We start from the raw sequence: 14,063 nt of genomic DNA on the forward strand, positions 1-14,063 counted from the left end.
AATATTTTATCAATTGCCATATGCTTTCCCCAAAGAGGAGGGCTTATGAAAACGTCATGGAGAGGTTTGGGAGCCATTATGGTGGGGATGGCCGTCTTCCTGGCTGGATGCACAGTCAACAAGGTCAAACCGCTTGAAACCACGAAGCATGATGAACGTGGCATCGTGTACGCCTTGCCGATGACGGTTTTGAAAATCGAGATTCCGCTTACGCTCAAGATCACCAATGGCGCTCTTGAATACGCGGGAGCGGGAGGCGGCGCGCGCACCAGGGGGTGGGGGCTTTCCGTGCCGGGTGGTTCGATCGGCCTTGCAGAGACTGCTGATGGGAAGAGTCAAATTGACTGCGCGGGTTATTTTTCAGAAACAGCCTATGCGATATCACGGAAAATAACCGTCGGCGAGATGAAGGTCGATCAAGAGAGCTTGCCGGACCCGTCGCATATTTACAGCATGGATTTGAGCTCATCCTTTTTGAAGGATGCAAAAAAGAACATTGTTTTCAATGAGAAAAACATGATCGTGAGCGGAAGCTATTCCGCCAAGGACAAGACACTGGAGTTTACAGCATCGCTCTTGAAAATCGCTGGCGGGTTTATGGGCATACCATTGGCAAGAGAGGGGACGCTTGCACCGAAGGGCGGTGCGCTTGGCGAACAACAGCTCCGCGAGCAGGCCGCGCCTGCCGTCGCGGCGGCACCATCCCTGACGGCGGCCGGGAGAAGGGCCTGCGAACAATTGAAGAACAGGTTGTTGTGGCAGGCCAAGCAGGCGCAACACGAAGCGGATATCTTAACCGGCAGGAAGGACGCCCTCATTTTCGGTGAAAACAGAGGGGGCGTCGATCGCTCGTTCGACGTCTGGAAAGCGCGACTCGCCGAGGCCGACAAGCGAATCAACGAAGCCCGGAAGGGTGCGTCCCTGGATACGAGTATGACCCTGACCTACAAGACGACGATCACGGCTGATGCATTGAGCGAGGTTTCCGCCAATGGCACGGCCCGGGAAGGCGGGGCACCCCTATTTTGGATGGACGGCGGAACGATTTATGCCACCGATACGAAGGCCTTTTCCGGTGAAGGAGGGCGTATCGTGAAACAGGGCGCAAATGGCCCTGGGATACCTGTCAGGCTGGTTGTCAGGCGTTTGCAGCAGGATCCTTCGGCCGTCGTGCAGCAGGCCGTGAACGAACCCAAGGGCGAACAGGGCCTGTACTACAGAATGCCGGCCCAAGCCGAGGTCGCTTTGCTGGTCGGTGGTGAAACCGTGCAGACTCAGACGGTGAGCATCGCCCAGTGGGGCCCACTGATGGCGCTGCCAAAGCGGATGGGATCGAATGATGCTGCCATTACCTTCGAGTTTTTTACGGATACCGGCGCGCTCAAGTCCATTGGCTCGGAAACCAAAGCCATTGACATGGCACAGCTGGAAAAGATGGGTGACGCTGGCGTGGCCATGGTCAAGGCCGTTTACGCCAGCAATGATGAGATTGCGCGCCTTACGCAGGAAAAGGAAAAGCTCACACTCCAAAAAGACATCCGCGACCTCAGGACCTCGCTGCAAACGGGGGAATGATCCCCGCGCCGCCCCGGCCGTGATCCTGCGGCCGGGGCGGACCCCCTCTTTAGCGAAAAACCACCGTCTTGTTCCCGAACACGATCACCCGGTCCTCCAGGTGCCATTTCACCGCGCGGGCGAGCACCGTGCGCTCCAGGTCGCTGCCCGTGTTCTTGAGGTCCGCGATGGAGAAGCGGTGCGTCACCCGCGCGGTGTCCTGTTCGATGATCGGGCCGGCGTCGAGCTCCGCCGTGACGTAGTGCGCCGTGGCCCCGATCAGCTTGACGCCCTTCTCGTGCGCTTGGCGGTACGGGTCCGCACCGACGAAGGCCGGCAGGAACGAGTGGTGGATGTTGATGACCCGCTGTTCGTAGGGCCGCAGGAAATCCGCCGAGAGAATGCGCATGTAGCGCGCGAGCACGATGAGGTCGGTGTCGTTCCCGAGCAGTTCCGCCATCTTCGTCTCGGCCTCGGCCATGCCGCCGTCGCCCACGGGCACGCAGGCAAACGGCACCCCGAACCCCTCCACGCTCGCGCGCAGGTCCTCGTGGTTGCTGATCACGCGCGCGATCTCGCACGGCAGCTCGCCCCGGGCGTGCCGCCACAGCAGCTCCATGAGGCAGTGGTCGTGGCGTGAAACCAGGAACACCGCCTTGTGCGGCACGTCCGTGAACGTCAGCCGCCAGTCCATGGAAAAACGGTTCCCCACCACATCGCCGAAGGCAGCCTCCAGGGCCGCGCGGGAAATGTCCACGTATGGGGCGAAAAATTCCAGCCGCATGAAGAACGTCCCCCCCTCGGGGTCAGTGGAGTGCTGGTCCAGGTCGATGATGTTGGCCCCGTGGGCGTGCAGGAAGGTCGTGACCGCGGAAACGATGCCCGGGCGGTCCGGGCAGGTGATGCGCAAACGGGCGATGGGCGTCATAGCGAAAATATCCTTTGAGCGGGTATCCGGCGCGCGCCGGGGAAAAGCCCATAGCGCAGAACGGTTTCTGAAGCCAGCAGGCTTTCTCCAAAGATTGTTCGGACAATATTGTCATTTTACGCAAAATCGTATACAAATCGTCATCCAAGGCAGGCTGGCCCGCGCCCGGGGCAGGGCAACGCCGAAGGGACGGCGAATGAATACCGGAATTCTTTCCGGTAAGGTTCGTTGGAATCGCAGAGTTTCCTCAGGGAAATCGGTCTATTGGAAATTTTGCCGCCACGAGGGGCGAAAGGTTGCGCCTTGCTCCTGGCGTGGATGTGCGGTGCGCGCCGCGCGCGGCAAAGGGGAGCGGCAAGGGCTTGGGACGTATTTGCGGCAGGGTGCGCTCGCACCGGGAAACCCCGTCCTGCCTGCATTCACAGCCCATGGCGCCTCGGGGGTGTCCGCGACGTTCCTTGAAATGCGGGGCGGCGTGTTTTACACAGCAACGCAGTTGTAACCATCGAGCCCTTTTCCCCGCCGCCGTGGCGCAGGGGGGGCATTCCGGCAAAAGCAGCGTCTCTTGGCGGAATTTCACAAATATGTGTCATCGGAGGGGAGAGGGGATTCCAATCGAAGCCGGGTTCATGTATTGGCACAGGAACTCGCCCTTGGTTGTAAGTGCTTGAAATTGACAGTAAACAGGAGGCGTCCATGAAAAGGTCCTGGCTCATTGCCTTGTTGCTCGTCCTCGGGATGGCCGCGCCGGCCCGCGCCGCGGACACCATCAAACTGGGATTCAACATCCCCATGACCGGCGACATCCCGGACGTCGGCGAATCTTCGAAAAACGCCGCCGAGATGCTCAAGAAAAAGATCAACGACGCCGGCGGCATCGAAGTCGGCGGCAAGAAGTATCTGGTGGAATTCATCTACGAGGACAACGAGTCCAAGGCCGAATCCGCACTGTCCACGGCGCGCAAGCTCATCACCCAGGACAACGTCCTCGGCATCGTCGGCCCGCAGTCCAGCAAGCAGGCCGTGCCCGCCGCCGAAGCCTCCAATGACCTCAAGACCCCGATGATGGCCCCCTGGTCCACCAACCCCAACACCACCAAGGGCCGCCCCTTCGTCTTCCGCGGCTGCTTCCTCGACACCTTCCAGGGCCCCACGGCCGCCAAGTTCGCCACCGAGGAATTCAAGGCCAAAAAGGCCGCGGTGCTCTACGACATCGCCTCCGATTATCCCAAGGGCCTGGCCGAGGACTTCAAGGCCGCCTTCGAAAAGATCAACGGCCCCGGCTCCGTGGTCGCCTTCGAGACCTTCACCACCAAGGACGTGGACTTCTCCGCCCAGCTGACCAACATCGCCAAGTCCGGCGCGGACGTCCTGTTCGTGCCCCAGTACTACAATGAAGTGCCGCTGATCGTGAAGCAGGCCAAGTCGCTTGGCTTCAACAAGCCCGTGCTCGGCAGCGATTCCTGGGGTTCCGGCGACCTGATGGGCCTGTGCGGCGACGACTGCAAGGGCTACTTCTTCGTCACCCACTACGCCGCCGCCGGCGCCAAGGGCAAGACCAAGGAATTCATCGACGAGTACACCAAGCTCTACAACAAGACCCCCGACGACGTCGCCGCCCTCACCTGGGACGGCGCCAACCTGATGCTCGATGCCGTCAAGACCATGCCCGCCATCACCGGCGACATGGCCAAGGACCGCGAGGCCCTCATGAAGGCCATGGCCGGCATAAAGAAGTTCGAGGGCATCACCGGCAACATGTCCTACCCGGCCACGGGCGACCATGACCCGATCAAGTGCGCCGTGGTGGTGAAAATCGACGACGCCGGCAAGTTCGCCTTCTACAAGTCCGTCTGCCCGTAGTCCCGGACCGGTCTCGCGCCGGCCGGCCGCGCCCCCGGGACGCCGCACAGCCGCGGCGTCCCGGGCGGCAGCGCCTCGAAACGCTTGTCCGCAGGACCCGCGCGCCGGGTCGCCGGACGCCAAACACAGATTGCGCCAAGGGGGTCTCCGTTGCTGCAAAGCCTTCTGCAAAATCTCCTCAACGCCTTGCAATGGGGGAGTTTTTACTCGCTGATCGCCCTTGGCTACTGTTTGGTCTACGGCGTGCTGCTGCTGATCAACTTCGCCCACGGCGACATCTTCATGGTCGGGGCCTACATCGCCTTTTTCGTGTGCACGTTCCTTCTCGGCAAGTACGGGGCCATCCCCGGCATGCCCGGCTGGCTGGTGCTCACGCTCGCCGTGCCGTTGACCATGATCCTCACCGCCGTGGTCGGCGTGACCCTCGAGCGCGTGGCCTACAGGCCGCTGCGGCGCAAGGGCGTCAACCGCCTCTACGTCGTCATCACGGCGCTGATGTGCGGGCTGATCCTCGAAAACGGCAACCTCGCCCTGCTCGGGGCCAGCCGCAAGAGCTTCCCCACGCTCGTGCCCACCAAGGTGTTCGACGTCTACGGCGTCACCGTGACCAACATCAAGATGATGGTCATCGGCGTGGCCATCCTCTCCTTTCTGCTGCTGCATTTCATCGTCACGCGCACGAAGATCGGCATGGCCATGCGCGCCATTTCCTACGACCGCTTCGCCGTACCGCTGATGGGCATTCCGGCGGACACGGTCATCGTTTTCACCTTCGTGCTCGGTTCGGGCTTCGCGGGCCTGGCCGGCCTCTTTTTCGCCATGACCTACCCGGTGCTCGACCCCTACATGGGGGCGCTGATCGGCTGGAAAGCCTTCATCGCGGCCGTGGTCGGCGGCATCGGCTCCATCGCCGGGGCCTTTGCCGGGGGATTTTTGCTCGGGTTCGTGGAGATCATGGTGGTGGCCTTTTTCCCCTCCACCTTCCGCGACCTGATCGCCTTTTCCATCCTGCTGCTCATCCTGTCCATCCGGCCGACCGGGCTTTTCGGCGTGGCCAGGCGGACCAAAATCTAGGACCAGCAAGGGAGCCGCATCATGAAGCGCCTGTCCGTTCCCACCCTGCTGGCCGCCGTCTTCGCCGTGCTGGTCTGGGCCTCGCAAACCGGAGCCATGAACATCTACTGGCAGTCGGTGGTCATGTTCATGGGCGTCAACATCATCCTTTCCTCGAGCCTCAACATCATCAATGGCAACATGGGCGAGTTCTCCTGCGGCCATGCCGGGTTCATGGCCGTCGGCGCCTACGTGTCCTCGGTGCTGTCCGTGGCGCTTTTCGCCAAGTCGGCCGCCTTCGGCGACCCGCTGCTCTCACCGCACCTGGCCGTGTGGGTCTTTCCGCTGGTGCTTCTGGCCGGGGCCCTGGCCGCCTCGCTTGTGGGCCTGCTCGTCGCCATCCCGTCGTTCAAGACCCGCGGCGACTACCTGGCCATCATCACCATCGCCGCCGCCTACATCGTCAAGTCCACCATCGAGAACATCGGCATCATCGGCGGGGCGAGGGGGTTCATGGGCATGTCCTCGGTCATGCGCGCCATGAACGACACGGCCAACCTGCCCTGGATCATGATCTGGGTCGTGATCGGCACGATCTTTTCCGTCTGGCTCATCCGCCGCTTCATCTATTCGACCTTCGGCAAGGGCGTGGACGCCATCAGCCAGGACGAGATCGCGGCCGAAATCATGAGCGTCAACACGGACCGGGTCAAACTCGTGGCCTTCATGGTCTCCTGCGGCCTGGCCGGGCTTGCCGGCGGGCTTTTCGCCCACATCCTCGGCTACGTGAACCCGGGGTCGTTCACCATCCTCAAATCGACGGAAGTGATGGTCATGGTCTACCTCGGCGGCATGGGCTCGCTTTCGGGCTCGGTGCTTTCGGCCATCCTCATCACCCTGCTCATGGAGGCGTTGCGCCCCTTGCAGATCGTCAAATGGGTGGTGATTCCGCTTTTGCTCGTACTGCTCATGCAGTTCAGGCCGGAGGGCATCATGGGGCGGCGGGAACTGGCCGACGTGTTCCCGGGGCTGCGCAAATTCTACAAGTTCAAGGGGTAGGCCGTGACGCTTTTGGACGTGAAGGACATGACCCAGTACTTCGGCGGGCTGTGCGCCGTGTCGGAGTTTTCGGTAGCCTTGGAGGAAGGGCAGCTGGCGGCCCTGATCGGCCCCAACGGCGCGGGCAAGACCACGGTCTTCAACCTCGTCAGCGGCTTCTACAAGCCCACGCGGGGCGAGATCCTCTTCAAGGGCCGCTCCATCAAGGGCCTCAAGCCCCATGACGTGACGGCCCGGGGCATCGCGCGCACCTTCCAGAACATCCGGCTGTGGTTCGACATGACGGTGCTCGACAACATCCGCATCGCCCAGTACCACGCCCTGGGCTACGGCCTGCTCGACTGTTTCCTGCGCACGCCGCGCTACATGAAGCGCGAGCGCGAGATCGAGGAGCACGCCATGAACGTGCTCGAACGCCTGGGCCTGCGGGAAGTCGCAAGCGAATTCCCGAAGAACCTGCCCTACGGCGTGCAGCGCCTGGTGGAGATCGCCCGGGCGCTGTCCATCAAGCCGGCGCTGCTCATGCTCGACGAGCCCGCCGCGGGCCTCAACTCCTCCGACGTGGAAGGGCTGATCAAGCTGATCGGCGACATCCACAAGGATTTCGGCCTGGCCATCTGGATGATCGAGCACCAGATGGACGTGGTCATGAGCCTGTGTTCGTGGATCAAGGTCATCGATTTCGGGGCCACCATCGCCGAGGGCACGCCCGAGGAAATCCAGAACAACCCCGAAGTCATCAAAGCCTACCTGGGAGACGATACAATCTGATGCTGCTCTCCGTTGAAAACCTCCGGGTCAAGTACGGCAACATCGAGGCCCTGCACGGCATTTCCTTCCACGTGGACCGGGGGGAGATCGTGGCGCTCATTGGCGCCAACGGCGCGGGCAAGACCACGACGCTGCTCTCCATCATGCGGCTGCCGCCCCCCGAAGCCCCCAAGGTGGTGGAGGGCGACATCAAATACGAAGGCCAATCGATCCTCGGCATGGAGCCCCACGACGTGGTGCGAAAGCTCCACATGGACCTCTCGCCTGAGGGCCGGCGCATCTTCGGCAACCTCACGGTCATGGAAAACCTCGTGCTCGCCACCTATGCCCGCAAGGATGGGGAGGAGGCCGTGGCCCGGGACCTCGACCGGGTGCTGTCGCTTTTTCCGCGCCTGTCCGAGCGGCGCAGGCAGCGCAGCGAATCGCTTTCCGGCGGCGAGCAGCAGATGCTGGCCGTGGGCCGGGCGATCATGACCGGCTGCGGCTTCATCCTGCTCGACGAACCGAGCATGGGCCTTGCGCCGTTGCTCATGTACGAGATGTTCCGCACGCTTAAAAAGCTCAACGAACAAGGGCTCACCGTCCTGTTGATCGAGCAGAATGCCAAGGTGGCCCTGTCGTTCGCCCACCGCGGTTATGTTCTCGACACCGGGGAGATCAAGACCTCGGGAACGGCCGAGGAACTGAAAAACGACCCTGAAGTGAAGAAGGCCTACCTCGGCGGCTGAGCGTCGTCGTTTCGCCACGCACGAAAAGTCCCGGTCCGGCCGTTGCCGGACCGGGACTTTTTTTGTTGGCCCGTCCCTTGCTTGTAACCGCTTGCCGGCCGCCGCGTCGGCAGCTTCTGCCTTCTCCCGGCACGCCTCTTGCCTTTCTCCATGCGGGGAACGCCACGCCCGGCAAAAAATTCCCGCCCAAAGGAGAGAAGGACATGAGCGTATCATCCATAGGCCAGTCCTCAAGCGATTACTGGCTTCAGCAGTTGCTCGCCAGCTACGGGCAATCTTCTGCGACCTCCAGCCAGTCGTCCGTCCTCAGTCTCCTGTCGCAGGGAAGCGACGCCACCGACGACACGTCGGCAACTTCTTCCGGGTCCTCGTCGTCCTCGACGAGCTCCGTCGGAAGTTTCAACGACATTCTCACGGCCCTGCTAGCCTCCAACGGCTCCTTGGGCTACGACATGGAAACCGGCACCCTGACCACCTCCGACGAGGGCGAGGAGGGGCAGATGCCCCCGCCGCCCATGGAAGGCGCGCAGGGCGAAAGTGGCGGGCAGGATGGCGGGCTCAGTCGCAGCGAGACCGTCACCAAGAACGACGACGGCTCCACCACGACCACAGCCACTCTGACCGACGCCGACGGCAACCAGGTCGGCACGGAAAAGACCGTCGAAAACGCCGATGGGAGCTACACCAGCACCATCACCATGACCGACGCGTCGGGCAACACGAGCACTCGGACCGTGACCGGCGAAAATACCGACGACGGTTTCAAGGAAACCGAGACGCTTACCGACTCGGAAGGCAACGTCCTGGAAACCGGTACGGTCCTGACCGCCTCCGACGGCAGCGTCACGAGCACCATGACCCGAAACGGCCCGGACGGCGGCAGCGTCACGGAAAGTGCGAGTTTCGACGCCGAGGGCCAGCTCGTGTCCTCCACCACAACGACCACCACGTCGACTACGGCATCCTCCACGGACACGACGACCGCGTCCACGGACTCGACGACGAGTACGACCGCGTCGTCGGAATCGTCGAGCTCCACAGGTTCCTCTGGGTCCTCGTCGGACAGCGATGAAACCACGACCACCGTGACGATGACGTTCACCGACAAGGGCATTGAGGAAACCACGACGGTCACGGACGCTGACGGTAATGTCGTGAGTCAGACGACGAAGGAAATTCCCTTGAGCACCACGACGAAGAGCGAGAGCTTCGGTTCGACGCTGACGAGCGAGGACGGGCTCGCGGGCCTGCTCAATCAGTATGCCGCCAATCGTTACGATTCCAATAAGGATTCCTACCAGCAACAGGCTCTCGATCTCGGCTCCCAGGGCGGGGTCGATGTGCAGGCCTGATGCGGCTGCCACGATGGTTTGAAAGGCGGCCCCAGTGGGCCGCCTTTTTTGTGGTGCGAAAGAGGTGGCACGCGGAAGGGCAGGGGAGGGCACGGGAGCGGGAAAAAACAGGCTGCCCGTCTGGCGTGCCCAGGGGCCGGGTTTTAGGACCAATGGCGACTAGGCGCACAAGGCCAGCGCGGCCTTCGCGGGCAGAGGTCGAAGGCGCGCCTGAGTTATTCCAAAAAATTAATATGCGGCGTCAGAATTTGCCCTTGGCCCGTCCGATGGCTTCTTTGAGCTCGCCGAGGGCGTGCTCGAAGCCTTCGCGCAATTCGGCCAGGGCATCGCCGCCGCCCTTGCGCAGGAGTGTCAGCTTGTAGCGGGCCTTGTCGTATTTCTCCAGCATGTGCTCGAGTTCGCCGGCCCAGCGATCGAAATAGTCCGGTCCTTTCTCCTTGGCCTCTTTGCTGGCGGAATCGATCTTGGCCTTGTAGCCGGCCAGCAGTTCCTCCATATTGACGCCGAAAGGCTTTTTCCCGTCCATCGTATCCTCCCTTTCGCCTGTCGCCGACCAGGGTTACCGGAAGGACGTCCGAAGGGCAAGGCAGGCGGGTGTCTCTTGCGCAGGCGTCATCGTTCTGTTAAATTCATTCTAGGAACAAGGAGGCTGGGCGGACCACATTCCCGGGGAGGAAATGCGGAGCGCCCCCTGGTCAAGTTTCGAAGGCGACTTATGTCTTACTCCAGACGCTCCCCGGCGGCACCGGACCGCGCAGGCTGGTTGCCGAAAACCCTGGGAGAGGCGTCTCGCCAACGGAATGCAACGCTTAACGTGCTTGTATCCAAGGAGGAAGGCCATGAACGCGCGTTTGCAGAAAATTTTGGTGCTGGTGCTTGCGGCCTTTATCGGCTTGGCGGCACTGCCCTCCCGCTCCTTCGCCATCGGCGAGGCGGGGACGGTGTACGTCACGCCTGAGTTCGGCTATTATGGCACGGGGCAGAAGGCAGTGGATTCCTATCTGACCTTCGGCGCCAGCGGCGGCTATTTCGTGATGGACGGCCTGTCCATCGGCCTGGAAGCTCTGGCCTATTCGTTCAACCAGCGCAAGATCGACCGCAATACGGCGGCCGGTAATTTCCTGTACACCGTGGCCAGCGACAACGGTTATTCCCAGAATCCCTGGGCTTTTGGCGCCAACGCCCTGATCCGCTACTACCCGGTGCGCACGGATAAGGCCGCTTTCTACATCGGCACCGGTATCGGCGGCATCTTCTCCAGCGACCGCATTCCCTTCTGGGAGAACGGCGGCGAAGGCAACTATTCCAACCCGACCCTGCCCGTGGACATCGGCTTCGCCGTGGCCATCAGCCCGACGGTTTCCTTCGAGCTGGCCGGCCGTTATCAGCGCATCGGCTTCGACAACCACGGCATCGACGGCTGGGGCGGCCATGCCGGCTTCCGGTTCACTTTCTAGTGGGGCGGATAAAATACCGGCTGACAAACCCCTCGAACTAGGATAACACGTCTGGCCCTCCCACCCGCACAGGATGGGAGGGCCTGTTTTTTTGTCGGCTGTCCCATTGCCGCTTGACACGGTCAGGTGATGGGTCTATATGCCTCTGTCTTTGCCATACACTACGATTTTTCTTGAACGGAGACGGCTATGCCCACGATCAATCAACTTATCAGCAAGGGACGCGCTCAGGTGGCCAAGCGCCGCAAGACGCCGGCCCTGCAGGCCTGCCCGCAGCGGCGTGGCGTGTGCACCCGTGTGTACACCACCACGCCCAAAAAGCCGAACTCGGCCTTGCGCAAGGTCGCCCGCGTGCGCCTGACCAACGGCATCGAGGTGACTTCGTACATCCCGGGTGAAGGCCACAACCTGCAGGAGCACTCTGTGGTGATGATCCGTGGCGGCCGCGTCAAGGACCTTCCCGGCGTGCGTTACCACATCATCCGCGGCACGCTCGATACCGCCGGCGTGTCCGATCGCCGCCAGGGCCGTTCCAAGTACGGCGCCAAGCGGCCCAAGTAATTCCGGTCAAAGGAGAAAGCGCGTATGCCGCGTAAAGGTCCAATTTCCAAGCGCTCGGTGCTGCCCGATCCGAAGTTCGGCAGCCATCTGGTGATGAAGTTCATCAACCGGCTCATGTACGACGGCAAGAAGGGCGTGGCCGAGGGTATTTTTTACAAGGCAGTGGACGTCCTGGCCGAGAAATCCGGCGAGGATCCCTTGAAGGCTTTCGAGAAGGCTGTCGCCAACGTCAAGCCGCACATGGAAGTCAAGCCCCGTCGCGTGGGCGGCGCCACTTACCAGGTGCCCATGGAAGTGCGGCCCGAGCGGCAGCTGGCCCTGGCTTTGCGCTGGCTCGTCGGCAACGCCCGTTCCCGCGGCGAAAAAGGGATGGCGGAGAAGCTGTCCGGCGAACTGCTGGATGCCTATCACAATCGCGGCGGCGCCGTGAAAAAGAAAGAGGATACGCACCGCATGGCCGACGCCAACAAGGCGTTTGCTCATTACCGGTGGTAGTCGCACAAGGATAGCGTCGTGTCTAAGACTGTACCCATTGAGCGGCAACGCAATATCGGCATCATGGCTCACATCGATGCCGGGAAGACGACCACCACCGAACGTATTCTCTATTACACCGGGGTGTCGCACAAGATTGGCGAAGTCCATGATGGCCAGGCCACCATGGACTGGATGGTCCAGGAACAGGAGCGCGGCATTACCATTACCTCCGCCGCCACCACCTGCTTCTGGCGCGATCACCGGATCAACATCATCGACACGCCCGGCCACGTGGATTTTACCATCGAGGTGGAACGTTCCCTGCGTGTCCTCGACGGGGCGGTCGCCGTGTTCGACGCCGTGTCCGGCGTCGAGCCCCAGTCCGAAACGGTCTGGCGGCAGGCCGAACGCTACCGCGTTCCGCGCATGAGCTTCGTCAACAAGATGGACCGCATCGGCGCGGACTTCTTCCGTTGCGTGGACATGATTCGCGACCGTCTGGGCGCCAAGCCCGTGCCCTTGCAGATCCCGATCGGCGCTGAAGAAAACTTCGAAGGCGTCGTGGACATGATCCAGGGCAAGGCTGTCTATTTCGACACCGAGTCCATGGGCAAGGAGTATGTCTACAAGGACATCCCCGCCGAACTGATGGAGCGCTACGAAGAGCTGCATCAGCACATGGTCGAGTCCATTGCCGAAGAAGACGAAACGCTCATGGAGAAGTACCTCGGCGGCGAAGAGCTGACTCCCGAGGAACTCATCGCCGGCATCCGCAAGGCCACCATCAGTCTGGCCATCTGCCCGGTGCTGTGCGGTTCCGCCTTTAAGAACAAAGGGGTGCAGCCCCTGCTCGACGCCGTGGTCGATTTCCTGCCTTCGCCCGTGGATATTCCCGCGATGCAGGGGCACGATCCCGACCACGAGGAAAAGATTATCGAGTGCCCGTGCGATACCAAGCTGCCGCTGGCCGCGCTGGCGTTCAAGCTCATGAGCGATCCGTTCATCGGCCACCTGACCTTTCTGCGCATCTACTCCGGCCGCATCGAGTCCGGCATGACCGTGCTCAATGCCAACACCGGCAAGAAGGAGCGTGTTGGCCGGCTGCTCAAGATGCACGCCAACAAGCGTGAAGAGATAAAAGACGCTGATGCGGGCGACATCGTGGCCGCCGTGGGCATGAAGATCACCTCCACCGGCGATACGCTGTGTGCGGAAAACCGCCCCGTGGCCCTGGAGTCCCTGAATATCCCCGAGCCGGTCATCGAGGTCGCCATCGAGCCCAAGACCAAGGCCGACCGCGACGCGCTGTCCCAGGCGCTCGGCAAGCTCGCCAAGGAAGACCCGTCCTTCCGCGTCAAGTCCGACGAAGAGTCCGGACAGACGCTGATCGCCGGCATGGGCGAACTGCACCTGGAAATCATCGTCGACCGCCTCATGCGCGAGTTCGGCGTCAACGCCAATGTGGGCGCGCCCCAGGTCGCCTACCGCGAGACCATCACCAAGCCGGTCAAGCACGATCTGCGCTACGTCAAGCAAACCGGCGGCCGCGGCCAGTACGGTCATGTGGTCCTCGAGATCGAGCCCAAGGAAGACGGCGGCTACGAGTTTTGCAACGAGATCGTCGGCGGCGTCATCCCCAAGGAATACATCCCGGCGGTCGACAAAGGCATCCAGAACGCCATGAAGGGCGGCGTCATCGCCGGCTTTCCGCTGGTGGACATCCGTGCCAAGCTGGTGTTCGGTTCCTACCACGAAGTGGACTCCTCTGAGCAGGCGTTTTTCATCTGCGCCTCCCAGTGCTTCAAGGAAGCCGTGCACAAGGCCGGTCCGGTGCTGCTTGAGCCCATCATGGCCGTGGAAGTGGTCACCCCGGAAGAGTACATGGGCGATGTCATGGGCGACCTCAACGGCCGCCGCGGCCGCATCGCCAAGATGGATTCCCGGGCCGGGGCGCAGATCATCACCGCCCACGTGCCCCTCTCCTCCATGTTCGGCTACGCCACGGACCTGCGTTCGCGTTCGCAGGGACGGGCCACCTTCAGCATGCAGTTCGACCATTACGAGAAGGTCCCGGCGGCGCTGGCCGACGAGATCATGAAGAAGAAATAACGTCCGGAGTCCCGGACGAGGGTGAAGCAACAACGACCCGCGCAGGCGGAAAGTTCCAGGGGGACGACATGGGCAAGGCGAAATTCGAGCGGAGCAAGCCGCACGTAAACATCGGTACCATCGGTCACATCGACCACGGCAAGACCACGCT

14 protein-coding genes are annotated in these 14,063 nt (G+C 62.0%); 12 read left to right on the forward strand and 2 right to left on the reverse strand.

The features are described from left to right. The first annotated feature begins 45 nt into the window (after positions 1-45). Positions 46-1,575, forward strand: coding sequence for a DUF4831 family protein (locus Q368_RS0105870; RefSeq protein WP_029458077.1), 1,530 nt, complete (start codon positions 46-48; stop codon positions 1,573-1,575). Between the two features lie 49 nt (positions 1,576-1,624). On the opposite strand, the gene purU is transcribed toward Q368_RS0105870, so the two are convergent. Continuing rightward, positions 1,625-2,482 carry a formyltetrahydrofolate deformylase gene (purU, locus tag Q368_RS0105875; RefSeq protein WP_029458079.1) on the reverse strand — a complete coding sequence of 286 codons (858 nt, stop codon included), beginning with the start codon at positions 2,480-2,482 and terminating at the stop codon, positions 1,625-1,627. A gap of 696 nt (positions 2,483-3,178) precedes the next feature. Here purU and Q368_RS0105880 point away from each other — a divergent pair. The 6 genes from Q368_RS0105880 to Q368_RS0105905 all read left to right on the forward strand — a co-directional run bounded on the left by Q368_RS0105880 (position 3,179) and on the right by Q368_RS0105905 (position 9,308). Continuing rightward, positions 3,179-4,345 carry an ABC transporter substrate-binding protein gene (locus Q368_RS0105880; RefSeq protein ID WP_029458080.1) on the forward strand — a complete coding sequence of 389 codons (1,167 nt, stop codon included), beginning with the start codon at positions 3,179-3,181 and terminating at the stop codon, positions 4,343-4,345. A 150-nt stretch (positions 4,346-4,495) separates the two neighbouring features. Then, positions 4,496-5,419 carry a branched-chain amino acid ABC transporter permease gene (locus Q368_RS0105885; protein WP_029458082.1) on the forward strand — a complete coding sequence of 308 codons (924 nt, stop codon included), beginning with the start codon at positions 4,496-4,498 and terminating at the stop codon, positions 5,417-5,419. 21 nt (positions 5,420-5,440) lie between these two features. Then, a complete protein-coding gene (locus Q368_RS0105890) occupies positions 5,441-6,457 on the forward strand; it encodes a branched-chain amino acid ABC transporter permease (protein ID WP_029458083.1) in 1,017 nt (338 codons plus the stop codon). Positions 6,458-6,460: 3 nt separating this feature from the next. Further along, positions 6,461-7,228: an ABC transporter ATP-binding protein gene (locus Q368_RS0105895; protein ID WP_029458085.1), complete on the forward strand. Its 768-nt coding sequence runs from the start codon at positions 6,461-6,463 to the stop codon at positions 7,226-7,228. Beyond that, complete coding sequence (locus Q368_RS0105900; RefSeq protein WP_029458087.1) at positions 7,228-7,956, forward strand: ABC transporter ATP-binding protein; 729 nt, start codon at positions 7,228-7,230, stop codon at positions 7,954-7,956. Before Q368_RS0105895 ends, Q368_RS0105900 begins: the two co-directional genes overlap by 1 nt. Positions 7,957-8,159: 203 nt before the next feature. Then, positions 8,160-9,308 carry a hypothetical protein gene (locus Q368_RS0105905; RefSeq protein ID WP_029458088.1) on the forward strand — a complete coding sequence of 383 codons (1,149 nt, stop codon included), beginning with the start codon at positions 8,160-8,162 and terminating at the stop codon, positions 9,306-9,308. A gap of 241 nt (positions 9,309-9,549) precedes the next feature. Here Q368_RS0105905 and Q368_RS0105910 read toward each other — a convergent pair whose 3' ends face one another. After that, positions 9,550-9,834, reverse strand: coding sequence for a sll1863 family stress response protein (locus tag Q368_RS0105910; protein WP_029458090.1), 285 nt, complete (start codon positions 9,832-9,834; stop codon positions 9,550-9,552). 313 nt (positions 9,835-10,147) lie between these two features. On the opposite strand from Q368_RS0105910, the gene Q368_RS0105915 reads away from it, so the two are divergent. The 5 genes from Q368_RS0105915 to Q368_RS26925 all read left to right on the forward strand — a co-directional run. Next, on the forward strand, positions 10,148-10,765 hold the full coding sequence (locus Q368_RS0105915; protein ID WP_029458091.1) for an outer membrane beta-barrel protein: 618 nt from the start codon (positions 10,148-10,150) through the stop codon (positions 10,763-10,765). 189 nt (positions 10,766-10,954) lie between these two features. Next, positions 10,955-11,326 carry a 30S ribosomal protein S12 gene (gene rpsL, locus Q368_RS0105920; RefSeq protein WP_029458093.1) on the forward strand — a complete coding sequence of 124 codons (372 nt, stop codon included), beginning with the start codon at positions 10,955-10,957 and terminating at the stop codon, positions 11,324-11,326. Between the two features lie 24 nt (positions 11,327-11,350). Then, entirely contained in the window at positions 11,351-11,821 is a 471-nt protein-coding gene (rpsG, locus tag Q368_RS0105925) for a 30S ribosomal protein S7 (RefSeq protein WP_029458095.1), read from the forward strand. An 18-nt stretch (positions 11,822-11,839) separates the two neighbouring features. Continuing rightward, positions 11,840-13,912: an elongation factor G gene (gene fusA, locus Q368_RS0105930; RefSeq protein ID WP_029458096.1), complete on the forward strand. Its 2,073-nt coding sequence runs from the start codon at positions 11,840-11,842 to the stop codon at positions 13,910-13,912. A 68-nt stretch (positions 13,913-13,980) separates the two neighbouring features. Next, on the forward strand, positions 13,981-14,063 hold an 83-nt coding region (locus Q368_RS26925), incomplete at its 3' end, for a GTP-binding protein (protein WP_245611294.1).

Source organism: Solidesulfovibrio alcoholivorans DSM 5433, assembly GCF_000702665.1.
Classification (GTDB): Bacteria; Desulfobacterota; Desulfovibrionia; order Desulfovibrionales; family Desulfovibrionaceae; genus Solidesulfovibrio; species Solidesulfovibrio alcoholivorans.

Bases quoted from the DNA above. Each gene is read 5' to 3' on its own strand.
- Q368_RS0105890 (WP_029458083.1), top strand. From the start codon at position 5,441: ATGAAGCGCCTGTCCGTTCCCACCCTGCTGGCCGCCGTCTTCGCCGTG.
- Q368_RS0105900 (WP_029458087.1), top strand. From the start codon at position 7,228: ATGCTGCTCTCCGTTGAAAACCTCCGGGTCAAGTACGGCAACATCGAG.
- purU (WP_029458079.1), bottom strand. From the start codon at position 2,482: ATGACGCCCATCGCCCGTTTGCGCATCACCTGCCCGGACCGCCCGGGC.
- Q368_RS0105905 (WP_029458088.1), top strand. From the start codon at position 8,160: ATGAGCGTATCATCCATAGGCCAGTCCTCAAGCGATTACTGGCTTCAG.
- Q368_RS0105915 (WP_029458091.1), top strand. From the start codon at position 10,148: ATGAACGCGCGTTTGCAGAAAATTTTGGTGCTGGTGCTTGCGGCCTTT.
- Q368_RS0105880 (WP_029458080.1), top strand. From the start codon at position 3,179: ATGAAAAGGTCCTGGCTCATTGCCTTGTTGCTCGTCCTCGGGATGGCC.
- Q368_RS0105870 (WP_029458077.1), top strand. From the start codon at position 46: ATGAAAACGTCATGGAGAGGTTTGGGAGCCATTATGGTGGGGATGGCC.
- rpsL (WP_029458093.1), top strand. From the start codon at position 10,955: ATGCCCACGATCAATCAACTTATCAGCAAGGGACGCGCTCAGGTGGCC.
- rpsG (WP_029458095.1), top strand. From the start codon at position 11,351: ATGCCGCGTAAAGGTCCAATTTCCAAGCGCTCGGTGCTGCCCGATCCG.
- Q368_RS0105910 (WP_029458090.1), bottom strand. From the start codon at position 9,834: ATGGACGGGAAAAAGCCTTTCGGCGTCAATATGGAGGAACTGCTGGCC.